Below are 14423 nucleotides of genomic sequence, written 5' to 3' on the forward strand. Positions count from 1 at the left end.
GGGGCTTTTTTTTGCTCAGGAGAAATAAGTTTATGCAGATATATATAATGCGCCACGGACAGGCAGAGATGATGGCTTATTCAGATGCTGAGCGTAATTTGACCGATATCGGTCGTTTAGAGTCTGAATTAATGGCTAAATATTTAGTGGAACAGGATGTGTCACTAGATGCCGTATTAGTCAGTCCCTATGTTAGAGCGCAGCAAACTTGGGAGTCTGTAAGCCCATTTTTTGAAGGTGTTACTAACATTCAAGTATTGCCTTGTTTGACCCCTAGCGGCAGCGCCCGTAAAACAGTGGATGAGTTATTAGCAATGCAAGCGCAAGGGGTGAAGTCAGTGATGATTATTTCTCACCTACCTTTAGTGGGTTACATTGTAGGGGAACTTGCACCTGCGGCTGGCGTACCTGCTTTTTCAACGTCAGCGGTTGGACACCTTTCTTTGAGTGATGAAGATGGTTTTGCCGAGTTATTAAGTTTGACAACGGTTCCTCAAATAAGCGATTAAGATTGCTCAAACAAGAGTAATGAATAACAACTGTCTCAGCCCTAAAAGTGTGTTGCTGAGATGGTAAGTTATTATTATTCCAATCAATAGATTTGCCCGGTTTAAAATGCCCGAAATCCGAAATCCGAAATCCGAAATCCGAAATCTTAAAGCATTAAATCAATTGTCTAGCCATCTCTTTTGCGAGCAAGGCTGATTGTTTGATACCCCGCGTGTGAGCCATCACAATAGCCCCTTCAATTAATAAACCTATTTGATCCGCTTTGTGACTTTCTTGTTCTGCTAATTGTGCACCGATGACATCTACAATCGCTTGTTTATGTTTTGCCGCAAAAAGATTGATTGGATGATTAGGATCGGCATATTCCGCACTGACATTAATAAAATTACAGCCAAAGAACGTTTCACTGTTAAACCAATCATTTAAATCATCAAAAATAGCCAATAGTTTTTCACTATCTGCTTTATTCGTTGCCGCATTAGTTGATGCGTTATTCATGGTTTTTTGGTCCGTTAAGTCATGCTTTAACTGTGTTTTAGTATTGTTATCAATGGTCGCTTGAAGTCTTGTAATCACTTGTTCATGACGAAGTTGCAGCGCAGCTAAAATTAACGCCTCTTTACTGCGAAAATGTTTGTATAGGGTTGCTTTGGAAACCCCTGATTCCGCTAAAATCAAATCAATACCCGTTGCATGGTAGCCATATTGATTAAACAGAGTCAGCGCAGTTTCGATCAAATGTTGTTTTCTTGGTTGCATATTATCGCTTGTCCTTTAGACCACCATTTTATTTTTAGTAAGTATAACCAATTTAAACTTGACGTAAACAGTTCTGTTCACCTATAGTGAGTGAACAGATTTGTTCACTCTAATTTATAAAACTAAAAGGGCTTCATTATGTGCACTACTTCATCATCAAATCCAGCATCAAACACAACTACAAACAGCGATGTAACGGCTATTACTACTTTAGGTATTCACCATCTTGGTCTGAGCGTTACCAATATTAAAGAGGTGGCCAGTTTTTTCATTGAGCAATTAAATTTTAAACAGGTCGGTGAAAAACCTGACTACCCAGCTATTTTTATCTCTGATGGTACGGTGATGTTGACGCTATGGCAGATTAAAGATGTTGATAATAGAGTGGAGTTTGACCGTACAAAAAATGTAGGCCTACATCATTTTGCCTTGAAAGTTAGCACTATCGATCAGTTACAAGCCGTTTATCAAAACCTGACTAAACTCGATAATGTTGAGATTGAATTTGCACCAGAAGCCTTAGGTGCTTCACCTTTTCAACACATGATGTGTTTGATCCCAGGTGGCATTAGACTCGAACTTATTAGTGAATAGTAAGTTAACAAAAAAATCTAATTATAAGTGAGCTAATCAAATGAATAAACTAGTGGTCAATAGCTGGCATCAAGGTGAATTATCGGTACAAAAACGTGCGGGTACAGCGCAAAAAATGGCAGAAATTGGCCCTAAATTTATTCGAGAATTTATGCCACAACAACATCGTTATTTTTTTCAATCTCTATCGATGATATATATCGGTTATAGTGATTCAAAGTCGGAAACTCGCGCCAGTCTATTATTTGGTGAACCCGGCTTTATAACTTCATCCAGTGAAACAACCTTGCAGATCAATACACAATATTCGCTTAATGATTTTAATAATAATCATCTTAATGTGGGTGATAGGATTGGGTTGTTGGGGATTGAGTTTATCAGTAAAAGGCGCAATCGACTCAACGTGATAATTACCGATATCAACCAAAAAAATATTCAAGTTAAGGTATTACAAAGCTACGGCAATTGTCCTAAATATATTCAACCTAAAATACTGGTAACGAATCCACATTATGATACTCAATCAACTAGTTCGACCGTATCGCTAACGCAAAACATTCGAGAATTGATAATTAATGCAGATACCTTTTTTATTGCCAGCCGCTTTGATGATGGACAAGCATTAAATAATCGAGGTGTTGATATTTCTCATCGTGGTGGTGTGGCTGGTTTCATTACCATTAATGAAAAAGGACAGTTATTAGTGCCTGATTACGTTGGTAATGGTTTTTTTAATACCTTAGGTAATTTGTTAGAAAATCCTATTGCGAGTTTATTATTTTGCGATTGGCAACAAGGTCATGCCTATCAAATAACGGTATCAAGTGAAATTTTGTGGTCAGAGCAAAGCCTACAAAGTATTCAAGTGAATACGCAACAAAAAACAGCACGCACACTTTGTTTTACTCCAATTAAAATAGAAAAATTAACCGATAGCTTGGCGTATCGAGTTATTTAATCGTGATGTTTTATTACCTCCTATTTGGTTAAAATATTAATTCATTCATATTTCTGTCATAGAACCTGCATACCATTCGATCTGAAAAACAGCTTCATCTCATCTAAAACGTATCTTTATGATATTAAAAAATATTTCACGTTTATTATTTTCTTAATTTTTTCGTTGAAATATTATTCAATTAATTTAGTATATATGGATATTCGTATATGTGGACGTAGTTATGTTGCCTAACCAATTTTTCAAAATGTTATCAGATGAAACACGTTTACGTTGTTTGATTTTAATTGCGCGTGAAGATCGCGTGAGTGTCGGTGAATTATGTATCGCGCTGGAACAAAGCCAGCCCAAAATTTCAAGGCATCTTGCTATTTTACGACAGTCAGGTGTGTTACTTGATCAACGTGAAGGGCAGTGGGTGTATTACAAAGTGAATTCAGAGTTGCCAGGATGGATGCGTAAAGTCATTAGTGGATTAACCGCATCCAATTGCTTGAAAGCAGAATATCAACAAGATATTGAAAAATTTCAACTTGCGAAACAAATAGCTAAAACAAGTTAGTTACTAAAACAAATTAGTTACTAAAAAATAATTAAAAACTTAATCGGTAACGCCTGTGTTAACTGTCTTGAAAAACACCGAACTCAGGCTTGGTCTAAAACAATTAATGCTAACGAAAGCTTATTATTTGAATTCAAGAATACTAATAAAAGCTTAATTTATAAAAGTGAGAAATATAATGACAATTAAAGTAGGTATAAATGGATTCGGACGTATCGGTCGTTTAGCAATGCGTGCAGCATTTGATTGGCCTGAAGTAGAATTTGTACTAATCAATGATGTCGCAGGTGATGCCGCAACATTAGCGCATCTATTAGAGTTCGATTCAGTACAAGGGCGCTGGAAGCATGAGGTGGCTTGTACCAAAAATACCATGCAAGTTGCGGGTAAATCGATTGCGGTGACACAACAGGGTGAAATCGATGCTGTGGATTGGTCTGCTTGTGATGTCGTGATTGAGGCAACGGGCGTGAATCGAGATAAAGCATTATTAGATAAATATATTCAACAAGGTGTGAAACGTGTGGTGGTATCTGCACCGGTTAAGCATCCTGACATCGCAAACATTGTTGTGGGTGTGAATGACCATGTTTTTGATCCGCAGTTACATAAAATTGTTACCGCTGCGTCATGTACTACTAACTGCTTGGCGCCGATTGTTAAAGTTATTCATGAAAAAATTGGTATCAGCAACGCCGCATTTACGACTATCCATGATTTAACTAACACTCAAACCATTCTTGATGCACCGCATAAAGATCTACGTCGAGCCCGCGCCTGTGGCATGAGTTTGATTCCAACCACAACCGGATCAGCGAAAGCGATTGTAGAAATATTTCCAGAATTAAAAGACAAAATTAATGGTCATGCAGTGCGTGTACCGCTCGCTAATGCCTCATTAACCGATATCGTTTTTGAAGTGGCGCGCGATACTACGGTGGAAGAAGTCAATCAGTTATTAGCAGAAGCGGCTGACGGTGAACTAGCTGGTATCTTAGGGTTTGAAATGCGCCCGTTAGTGTCAATCGATTACCGAGGTGACCAACGCTCAACCATTGTTGATGGATTATCTACCATGTTAATTGGTCAGCGTATGTTAAAAATCTACGCTTGGTACGATAACGAAATGGGTTATGCAACGCGTACCGCTGAGTTAATGAAAAAAGTCGCTTTAGCTTAATCGACTTAAACGACTTAATCGCAGGTAGCATTAGGAATAGTAGCAATGAAGTGGTTTTTAAAGCTTGATAAATCCTTAAGACAGTACCTTTTAGTAACGTTTAACTATTGGAACTTTACTGTCACTGACGGCGCACTGCGTATGTTAGTGGTGTTGTATTTTTATCAACTGGGTTACAGCCCATTAAATATCGCTTTATTGTTTTTATTTTATGAAATCTTTGGTGTGGTGACTAACCTTGTTGGCGGTTGGTTAGGTGCAAGGGTAGGTTTAAACCGCACCATGAATATTGGTTTAGGTATGCAAGTGTTTGCTTTATTGCTACTAACCGTCCCCAGTGAATGGTTAACTATTCCTTGGGTGATGATGGCACAGGCCTTGTCGGGTATTGCCAAAGATCTGAATAAAATGAGTGCCAAAAGTTCCATCAAAACCCTCATTCCTAACAACCAACAAGGTAAACTTTATCATTGGGTTGCTGTATTAACTGGTTCCAAAAATGCATTAAAAGGCGCGGGTTTTTTCATCGGTGGTTTACTGTTAACGCTGGTGGGATTCCAAGTTGCTTTGTTGATCATGGCAGGCGTTTTAAGCGTAGTATTTATAATGAGTTTATTGTTCCTAGAAGGGGACTTAGGCAAGGCAAAAACTAAACCAAAATTTAGCCAGATGTTCTCCAAATCAGGCCCCGTGAACATATTGTCAGCGGCGCGATTATTCTTGTTTGCTTCACGTGATGTCTGGTTTGTAGTGGCTCTGCCTATCTACTTAGCGAGTATCTTTGGTTGGTCACATTCAATAGTTGGTGGTTTCTTGGCTGCTTGGGTGATTGCCTACGGCATCGTGCAAGGATTTGCGCCTAAGATCACTGCGTTCTTTGCTAAAGAAGGCTCAGCGCCAGGCGGTAAACATGCCATGTTATGGTGTGCATTATTAGCAGTTGTGACAGGTGCATTAGCAGCAGGTATTCAACTTGAATGGCAAGTGCAGACACTGATAATCGTGGGTTTATTAATCTTTGGTGCAATCTTCGCCATTAACTCATCTTTACATTCCTACTTAATCATCAGCTATGCAAAACAAGATGGCGTGTCATTAGATGTAGGTTTTTACTATATGGCAAATGCCATGGGGCGCTTAGTAGGAACCGTATTATCTGGGTGGGTTTACCAAGCCTACGGTTTTGCCGCCTGTTTATGGATAGCCTTTGCATTTTTGCTGATCACCAGCTTGATTTCATTAAAGCTGCCGGAGTCGAGTAAAGTGTAGTTAAGGAAATTTAAGTAAAGGATAAATTAACTCTTTGGAACGGAATAAGGGCTACGGATAACGTTTTTTCACATTTTATTTTAATATTAAACATATTTTTAGGTTTTAAATTACGTATTTGAGATTGTTGTTCACGTAAAAAAATATGTTGAGAATAATATAGAAATATTAGCGGAAAAGTATTTAAAGATGGTGCTGTAGAGAAAGCCATTGAATATTGGTATAAAAACTTAACAATACGACAAGAATGAAAGGGCAAATGACTGGTATCGTTTTGCATAAAGGCAAAAGTGCATAAACGATATCAACTTGTACTCCGATTAACTAAGTGTTAAGTGTCATTTTAAAGTTGGGAGAATACCATTACCGTTACTTATCAATTTAGAATTCGTTTTAATATTTCTAGTAAGGGGAATATTACAGGGGATGTGAAAAAGTATAGGTTTAAATTACCTAGCGGTGAAAATGCAGTCTTAGTCGCTATTGATGCCAAAACTATTTCAGAGTCCACTCGATTTTTTATCCTTTCTGGAGGTTTTTATAGTGAAAACGATGCTTTATTAGCCGGCACAACAATGAAAAATTCATTATTATGTTTTGCGGTTAAATGTCGTATAGGTATTGATTTGGGAAAAAACAAAGCAAGCTGCTTTTTAGGGGATAGCATTAGAGAGGCCCAATTTAGAGAAAGTGGAATTAGACTAGAGCCAGACGTACATGGGCTTAGTGTTTACTCAGAAGAGCACCCTATCTCTTATGTTTTTTCACCCAGAATTAATAGCATTAGAAATGCTAAAGACTGCTCTCTTTTTTCTAATGAAATTTGCTCTTTATTTAGCAGCGGTAAAAAAATTAGTAATAAAGTTCTTTTAGCAATGGAATTAGTTACAGCTTCATTTTTTGAAACGAGTTCGCGTTCTAAATTTTTAACTTTAGTACTTGCAGCTGAAGCTATTCTCGTCATTGATAGTAAGAATGAAAAAGTTAAAGCAGTAGTTAAAGAGCTTATTTCTGTGGTGAGAAGTACAGAGCTTAGTGAATCTGAACAAGATTCTATAGCAGGATCATTAAAATGGTTAAAAAAAGATTCTATATCTTTAAGTTTAAAAAAAATGGCTATTGAATACTTATCTGAAAAACAATACAACGGGGTAGATTCAGATATTTTTATTAAGGAATGTTATGACGCCAGAAGTAAATTAGTACATGAAGGGGGAGTGGATGAAAGCAAATATAATATTAGTAGATTGGCGTCAGCCATGGAAGTTTATATGTCTGATATGTTGTTAGCAATAATAGAGTAATTACTATTTGTCAAACGAGGTTGTATGTTGGGCTACAAGTGCACAAATATCTAGTCGTGTACAGCTTCTAATTTAGCGCAATATTTTAATTAACCTATTTATCCGCTGAATAGTTGAATTGGTTCGTATTAACAGTAGTTGTGGACACCCACAAACTTTGACCAATATTCAGGCCAATTATGTGAACATCACCGTCAATGGATGGTTGAAACATTAATCAACTCAAGTTGATTTTTAGTATTAATATTTGTGGGCATGTTGCGTTATGTGCTGTTTTCTCAAGGAGGTTTGGCTGACGTGGTATCTTTAATCATAATGGCTTCAATGATTACTTTGTTTTTTACGATCGTCGCGCTGTTCTTTAAATTGAAGTATGTATTAAGCCTTTATGTCATTGGTAATATATTGGTATTTTTTATATTAGATTCGATTTTACACCCTCTACAAAGTAGCTATATGTTTATTTATAGCCAACTACCAGCATTAATTTTATCTGCAATTGGGATTTATATCAGTCATAAATTTCAACCCCATGTGCTTAATAAAGTGAAGCGTATGCAGTTAAAGTTGTTCTGTAGTTCAAAGGAGTAAATAACTGGGATTAGATTAAAATTAGATAGTTAAATCTCTAAACTTAGTTTTTGATAAGTGTGGGTCGGCTACGCTCATCATTTAGAATAGATATTTCCAGCTTTGTATTTCGCCCTAACGGCGTGTTACTTTCTTTTACTTGCCCAAAATAAAGTAATGAAAGAAAAAGGCACCCAAGCCATCTTTTTGATCTTGTATTATTCAACGTCTTTTTAACGCACTACTCAAATCAGCACATCCATGTGCTGATTTGAGCTATACCTGACGTCCTGTTGAACATAGTACGTAAGTACGGGATGTCCATATATGGAAACTAAGAATTCCAACTAATTAATGAGTAAAGTCGATGCTCATTGTGGCTACGTCCATTCCTCCGTTATGTTTTTCTGGCTCAATGAGTGCCTTTAGCAAGTTTAGGCATGGATGCCGTTGCTAGTTCAGCTCGATACAGGGATGTGGAGTATGAACGGCGCGTTAAGAAGGTAATCATTGAGTCAGATTAAAAAAAACTATCGGGGCCAGTCTCTTTGCTTACTTTCTCTGCTGGCAGAGAGAAAGTAAAGTCGCCGACATGGCGAAATCAAAGTTAATAAATACCCAAGTGATAGGATGAGCAAAGACGAACGGTAAATGTGATCCCCATAGGTCACTCTATTTCACTACATAATAAAGTAATGCAATGATGAGTTGAATCTACCGGCTTAGACATAAGTGAAGCATGTTTTTTTAAGTCCTCCAACTTAAAAGCCTGCGTTCTAGCACACCAACAAACCAATTTATAATCACGTCAAGAACAGATAAAATAAACGTGCATGAAAAAATATTTATAAATCATTGAGTTATCGTGCTTTAGATACATGGGCGCCTATTCCATAACAGTCCAAAGCTTTGCCCCATGTGAATATAACCTCTATCCACATTATCAATAGCTGTATAGGTCGCACCACGGTCGGAGTGAAAGAGACTAATGCGATTAAGGCATACTTTGAACCTTCATTGTCCTAGTTGTGGACATCAATTCCTTTATTAAGTATTCCGAATCAAGCTATCTTATCGCTGAATAGTTAAATTGCTAATCCTGATCAATCCAATATATCACTACTTCTTGCTTTCCCCATTGGTTTGCTTTTTCGACATCCTCTCCCATGTAGATGTCAATTTTATTGGTCCAACGTTTATTCATTTTATCCAGTACAGTGTAGGTGCCATCAAATCCTTCGATTCTTATTTCTTGTTGGTGCGTTAATCCCAATTTTATTAAGTCTCTTGATACTGCGATTGATTTCATTCCTGGTTTCAAGGTATCACCCCATGCCGCTAAGTTTGGTGTTGAATCAGTTTCACCCACAGTTGAGGTATAGGCACTTGCCGTTACCGTTAAAGATTGTTCTGCTTCAGCACAACTCATGAGAGAGATGATGCTCATTGCAGTTATAAGGTAAAAGCACGGCTTCATAAAATGTTGTCCATTGTGTAAATCAAAGTAAGTAAACCTAGTAAGCAGATCTAATAAGTAAGCGTAGTAAGCAAAGCTAATAAGTAAACCTAATAAGTAAATCTATTGACGGCGAGTATTTCATCCTGCCCATTTTGTAGTTCTACTTTCCATTGTCCGCGCATTGTTGGTTGAATAAATTTACTTGAGTGGCTTCTCCAACGATCGCCGTTAATCGCTAATTTAACCTTTGCAATCTGTTGACCATCCAAACTCCAAATATAATAGAGTGTGGTATCTTTTAAATCATTTACTTCAGAAAATGCATACACGGTTGCGATATTATTTTTGAAAATAATATTATCGATCTTACCAATAGGCTCATTTTTTATAACTGATGAGGAAATGACAAAACGCGCGACATTGTTCGACAGTATTTCAACGCCAGATTGAGAGAATAAAGCAGTATTGTCTGTATTTTCTATGGTCGAATTAGTCGAGGGGGCCGCTACTGGCTCAGTTTGCGTTAAGCTTTCACTTTTATCTTGATAACTATTGCTGGTAGATTCCGTCATTTCGTCATTTAACAATTCATCTGCTTGTGCTGTTATTTTAGCTTTTTCGCTTTCAGCTTTGTCTGATATTGTAATGGAGGAGGGTGACGCTTCATCTTTTTCTACCGCGCTAGGAGTTTTGTTTGTTGGTGTTAACGCTGCGGTACTCACTACCGATATTGCCGTTTTTTTATCAGTGATATTTTTTTGTTCTGAATAATATCCACTCGCAAAAATAAATAACCAAATTGCAATGATAACAAGCAACAAAACCCCTAAAACCCTTCCCCAATGATAACCATGAGTGTCTTCGTCCTGCGATATGTTGCTCTGTCTTCGATTAAAGTTAACACGGATGGTAAATTTTTCCGATTCCTTCATATTGTTATTCTCACTGACGTTTGAGAAATAGATGGTTGTATTTAAAATGCGCTTTAAATTCAGCTATTATTTCGGGTTGTTTAAGTATGATTAGCTTTTAATTTTGCTTTTATTTTTCTGATTTATGCTAATGCCTGCATCGCCCATTGTGCAGAACCATCTAATGTTGCCATCAAATATTGCGTTCAAGCACTGCCATCAAAAGTTGTTATCAAACGTTGCCATAGGTGGGTATTTTTTTAAATATCCATAATTGTATATTTGCCGTTTTTTAAGTGCTTTAGCTACATTTATTGTTTATTACTTTTGAGGTGAAGAAGGGTATCACTAAGGATACCCTTCTTTGAACTCCATAGCCCATAATGACTTGGCTCAAATAGGACGTTATTCTTTACCGTAAACGTTATTTTCTTGTTCTTGCACGCGAATAAACGTAGTGCGTTTAGTGAGTTCTTTAAGCTTAGAGGCGCCGACATAAGTACAGGTTGAACGAACACCACCCATGATATCTTCAATGGTTGCATTGACGCTGCCTTTATAGGGAAGCAGTACTGTTTTTCCTTCGGCTGCACGGTATTTAGCGACACCACCAGAATGTTTTTTCATTGCGCTTTGTGAAGACATGCCATAAAACTTCATAAATTGCTTACCATTCTGTTCGATGATTTCACCGCCGCTTTCTTGATGACCTGCTAGCATTCCACCTAACATTACAAAATCAGCGCCACCACCAAAGGCTTTTGAGACATCACCGGGGCAGCTACAGCCACCGTCACCGATGATCATGCCACCTAAACCATGAGCAGAATCAGCACACTCAATAATGGCAGAAAGTTGAGGATATCCAACGCCTGTTTTTACACGGGTGGTGCATACTGAGCCAGGTCCAATACCTACTTTCACAATATCAGCGCCTGCTAAAATAAGTTCTTCAACCATGTCACCGGTGACTACGTTACCTGCACTGATTACTTTGTCTGGGAACTCTGCTCTAACACGCTCAACGTAGTCAACGAGGTGTTCAGAATAGCCATTTGCAATATCAACACAGATAAAAATGAGATCATCTGTTAATGCCATAATCTGTTTGGTTTTTTGAAAGTCAGCCTCAGAAGTCCCTGAAGACACCATCATATTTTTTAATACATTGGCATCAGTTTTATTAATAAAAGTAGCCCATTCTTCAACACTATAATGTTTGTGAATAGCCGTCATTACATTATGGGAAGCCAGCGTTTCAGCCATCTCAAAGGTTGCAACTGAGTCCATATTAGCGGCAATAATGGGCACGCCTGACCATTCACGTCCACTATGTTTAAAAGTATAAGAGCGAGTTAGGTCTACTTGAGAGCGACTTTTAAGCGTGGATCGTTTAGGACGAAAAAGTACATCTTTAAAGCCTAACTTTAAATCTTGTTCAATACGCATGGTTATTCCTTTTGAGATCAGGCATTAATAATAATGCCTATGTTTTGTCGGCTAAAAATAAAAACACTAAAAAATGGGCAAAAAAAACCGGGGCATCTGATATTTATCAAAGGCCCCGGTTTTCAGTATTGTACGGTGTAAATTAATTATGGCAACTTATAACATGCTATTAAACAACTTGTTAATTCATTAATTTGAAGGAAGTAACCTATTATTTACTGCAAAATAATAACTTTTATGAACTAACATAGCGTCATCTAGGATTAAATTTTTCCTACTTTACTACTTTGGTTTCCACCTCTTTTATATGTAATGTCCTTCTCTAAATCGAATTTTTATTAATAGTACTGCTTAATACTCAACGTCAGTAAGTAAAAACATTAAGCATGATAAAGGTGATGAAGTTCATATTATTTAAAATGAAGTTAGCTCGTTATTGATCTTAAAATACAGATGTGAAAAGCTTACCATGTTGTGTGAAAAGGTTTTCACATTTTTTGTTTACGTGAGGTTACAAATGAATAATGACATCGCAGGATCGTTGCTAAAATCATTGGGCGGCAAAGAAAATATAAGGGCTATGGAACACTGTTCAACTAGATTACGAATTGTGGTTGATGACAACAACTTGGTGGATCCCAAAGCAATTAAAAAAGTAGAAAAAGTAGCGGGTTACTTTTTTCAATTTGGCCAACATCAAATTGTTATCGGTACGGGGTTGGTCAATGAAATTTATAGTATTTTGAAAAATATGGTCGGAGAGACTGACGATAATGCAAAAAGTGCAGCTTACGATGACTTAAATGTCTTTCAAAAATCACTGCGTGCTTTAGCAGATGTGTTTGTACCATTGATACCCGTTTTAGTAGCTACTGGCCTATTTATGGGCTTACGTGGATTTGCTCAGCAATTAGGTATGACATTTTCAAGTGACTTGCTTGTTATGTCACAAATGATCACTGATACCGTTTTTATATTTCTACCTGCTCTTGTTGTGTGGTCTGCGTTTAATCGATTTGGTGGTACACCGGTTATTGGTATTGTGCTTGGTTTAATGTTGATAGCCCCGATGTTGCCAAATGCATGGGACGTAGCGAGTGGGAATGCCGAAGCGCTTACATTTGGTATATTTAAAGTGCAAGGTTTTCAAGGGACAATTATTCCTGCCCTTATCGTCGGTATTTTTGGGTCGTATGTAGAACGTTGGATTAAATCCTGGATGCCATCTGTAGTTGCCCTTGTATTCACACCATTTTTAACCATTATTATTGCCGTGTTTGCTGGGTTGTTAGTTATTGGCCCTGTATTTAATGTTGTAGAACATGGGGTAATGATTTCAGCTGATGCGATTATTAACTTACCATTTGGCTTAGGCGGCGCTATTTTTGGTGGTATTCAACAAGTATTGACAGTGACAGGTCTGCATCATTCATTAATGGTTGTCGAACTTGACTTCCTTTCTTCCATTAAAGGAGTGAATCCGCTCAATGCTTTCATTACCGCTTCGATGGCTGGGCAAGCTGGTGCAGCTATCGCTTACACCATGACCATTAAAGATAAAAAAGAAAAAGCGCTTAAATACTCTTCGATAATACCTTGTTTCTTTGGGATCACCGAGCCGCTACTTTTTGGTGTCACATTAACAAACTCCAAAGTATTTATCTCTGGCATTATCGGTGGCGCAATTGCAGGTACATTTGCCGCTATTACACATATTGCTCCAGCCGTAATGGGCGTTACTTTTTTACCCGCAATACCTGCGTATCTAGGTCATGGGCTAGGAATGTATTTAGCAATGATTGTTATCGGAATGGGAAGTGCAATGATTTTCACTAAAATATTAGTAAGACCAAATACGAATAGATAGGGGGGATGGCTCACTATTTAGTGAGCCATTTTTCTATCCATAGATATTTTTATCAACCAATAAATAGTTAATATATTTATAAAGGATCTAACATGAAAGTGGTTTGTATTGGTGAGTTGCTGATCGATTTTATTTGTACAGATACAAATAAGCAGTTGCAGGACGGCGTAAATTTTATCAAAAAAGCCGGTGGTGCACCTGCTAATGTTGCGGCAACCGTCAGTAAGTTAGGAGGTAAAGCAGAGTTCATCGGAAAAGTGGGAAATGATCCTTTTGGTGTTTTTCTAAAGCAGGTGTTAACTGATGCTAACGTCGGAACTAAGGGGGTTTTATTTGATGCTGAACATCCAACTACATTAGCCTTTGTTTCGTTAACAGATGACGGAGAGCGAGACTTTGTGTTTAATCGAGGTGCGGATGGAGAGCTTACTCGGACTGATGTCTTGATAAAAACTAATCAGTCAGAAATTTATCATTTTGGCTCAGCAACCGCTCTTTTGCCTAGTGTTACAAGAGATACTTATATTAGTGTTATGGAAGAGTGTTCTTCAAAAGGTGAGTTTGTTTCATTTGATCCTAATTACCGTTCAGCACTTTGGTTGAACGAAGATGCGTTCAAAACAGCCGTTTTACCCTGTTTAAAGTGGACACATTTGTTAAAAGTCAGTGAAGAAGAGTTAGCTATTTTAGGGGGAAACAATGATAGCTCTGTTGGGCTTGAATATTTACATGGGCTTGGTTGCCCTTTTATTCTGGTGACACTTGGAAAAAAGGGAACATTAGTTTCTTATAATAACCTACATAAAATAGTACCCAGTATTCCTATCAAATCTATTGACTCTACGGGTGCAGGAGACGCTTTTATTGGCGCAATATTATATCAACTAGCAAAACATAGAAAAGTGAGTTTTGATCATTCTGAGTTATGTCAAATGGTGACGTTTGCAAACAAAGTAGGTGCATTAACTTGTACTCAAATGGGGGCAATATCTGCCATCCCAACATTAGACCAACTAAAGGAAGTAAAATAG

At 37.5% G+C, this 14423-nt stretch carries 13 protein-coding genes; 9 read left to right on the top strand and 4 right to left on the bottom strand.

The window, feature by feature from the left end; all coding sequences use genetic code 11:
- Positions 1 to 32 precede the first annotated feature (32 nt).
- Entirely contained in the window at positions 33 to 509 is a 477-nt protein-coding gene (gene sixA, locus MT391_RS06265; protein WP_028867052.1) for a phosphohistidine phosphatase SixA, read from the top strand.
- Positions 510 to 663: 154 nt separating this feature from the next.
- Here the strand turns inward: sixA and MT391_RS06270 are convergent, their stop codons facing one another.
- Complete coding sequence (locus MT391_RS06270; RefSeq protein ID WP_499497239.1) at positions 664 to 1269, bottom strand: TetR family transcriptional regulator; 606 nt, start codon at positions 1267 to 1269, stop codon at positions 664 to 666.
- A gap of 138 nt (positions 1270 to 1407) precedes the next feature.
- On the opposite strand from MT391_RS06270, the gene MT391_RS06275 reads away from it, so the two are divergent.
- From MT391_RS06275 to MT391_RS06300, 6 genes are all read left to right on the top strand, one after another.
- The gene (locus tag MT391_RS06275; RefSeq protein ID WP_499497240.1) at positions 1408 to 1863 is read left to right on the top strand and encodes a VOC family protein; all 456 of its coding nucleotides are present in this window, start codon (positions 1408 to 1410) and stop codon (positions 1861 to 1863) included.
- 40 nt (positions 1864 to 1903) lie between these two features.
- Positions 1904 to 2821 carry a hypothetical protein gene (locus MT391_RS06280; protein WP_499497241.1) on the top strand — a complete coding sequence of 306 codons (918 nt, stop codon included), beginning with the start codon at positions 1904 to 1906 and terminating at the stop codon, positions 2819 to 2821.
- Between the two features lie 223 nt (positions 2822 to 3044).
- Positions 3045 to 3383 (top strand): metalloregulator ArsR/SmtB family transcription factor, encoded by a 339-nt coding sequence (locus MT391_RS06285; protein WP_028867049.1) that lies wholly within the window; start codon positions 3045 to 3047, stop codon positions 3381 to 3383.
- 178 nt (positions 3384 to 3561) lie between these two features.
- Positions 3562 to 4563 (top strand): ArsJ-associated glyceraldehyde-3-phosphate dehydrogenase, encoded by a 1002-nt coding sequence (locus MT391_RS06290; RefSeq protein WP_499497242.1) that lies wholly within the window; start codon positions 3562 to 3564, stop codon positions 4561 to 4563.
- A gap of 45 nt (positions 4564 to 4608) precedes the next feature.
- A complete protein-coding gene (arsJ, locus tag MT391_RS06295) occupies positions 4609 to 5832 on the top strand; it encodes an organoarsenical effux MFS transporter ArsJ (RefSeq protein WP_499497243.1) in 1224 nt (407 codons plus the stop codon).
- Between the two features lie 428 nt (positions 5833 to 6260).
- Positions 6261 to 7136 (top strand): hypothetical protein, encoded by an 876-nt coding sequence (locus tag MT391_RS06300; RefSeq protein ID WP_499497244.1) that lies wholly within the window; start codon positions 6261 to 6263, stop codon positions 7134 to 7136.
- A 1663-nt stretch (positions 7137 to 8799) separates the two neighbouring features.
- Here the strand turns inward: MT391_RS06300 and MT391_RS06305 are convergent.
- From MT391_RS06305 to MT391_RS06315, 3 genes are all read right to left on the bottom strand, one after another.
- Entirely contained in the window at positions 8800 to 9183 is a 384-nt protein-coding gene (locus MT391_RS06305) for a 3D domain-containing protein (RefSeq protein WP_499497245.1), read from the bottom strand.
- A gap of 89 nt (positions 9184 to 9272) precedes the next feature.
- On the bottom strand, positions 9273 to 10097 hold the full coding sequence (locus MT391_RS06310) for a DUF2914 domain-containing protein (RefSeq protein ID WP_499497246.1): 825 nt from the start codon (positions 10095 to 10097) through the stop codon (positions 9273 to 9275).
- A gap of 384 nt (positions 10098 to 10481) precedes the next feature.
- Positions 10482 to 11525: a GMP reductase gene (locus MT391_RS06315; protein WP_299661280.1), complete on the bottom strand. Its 1044-nt coding sequence runs from the start codon at positions 11523 to 11525 to the stop codon at positions 10482 to 10484.
- 517 nt (positions 11526 to 12042) lie between these two features.
- Between MT391_RS06315 and MT391_RS06320 the strand changes: the two genes are divergently transcribed.
- Both MT391_RS06320 and MT391_RS06325 read left to right on the top strand, forming a co-directional pair.
- On the top strand, positions 12043 to 13392 hold the full coding sequence (locus tag MT391_RS06320) for a PTS transporter subunit EIIC (RefSeq protein ID WP_166371995.1): 1350 nt from the start codon (positions 12043 to 12045) through the stop codon (positions 13390 to 13392).
- A gap of 92 nt (positions 13393 to 13484) precedes the next feature.
- Positions 13485 to 14423, top strand: coding sequence for a carbohydrate kinase family protein (locus MT391_RS06325; protein ID WP_499497247.1), 939 nt, complete (start codon positions 13485 to 13487; stop codon positions 14421 to 14423).

Origin of the sequence: Vibrio sp. 1-Bac 57 (assembly GCF_037546855.1) — a bacterium.
In the GTDB taxonomy this organism is placed as follows: Bacteria; Pseudomonadota; Gammaproteobacteria; order Enterobacterales; family Psychromonadaceae; genus Psychromonas.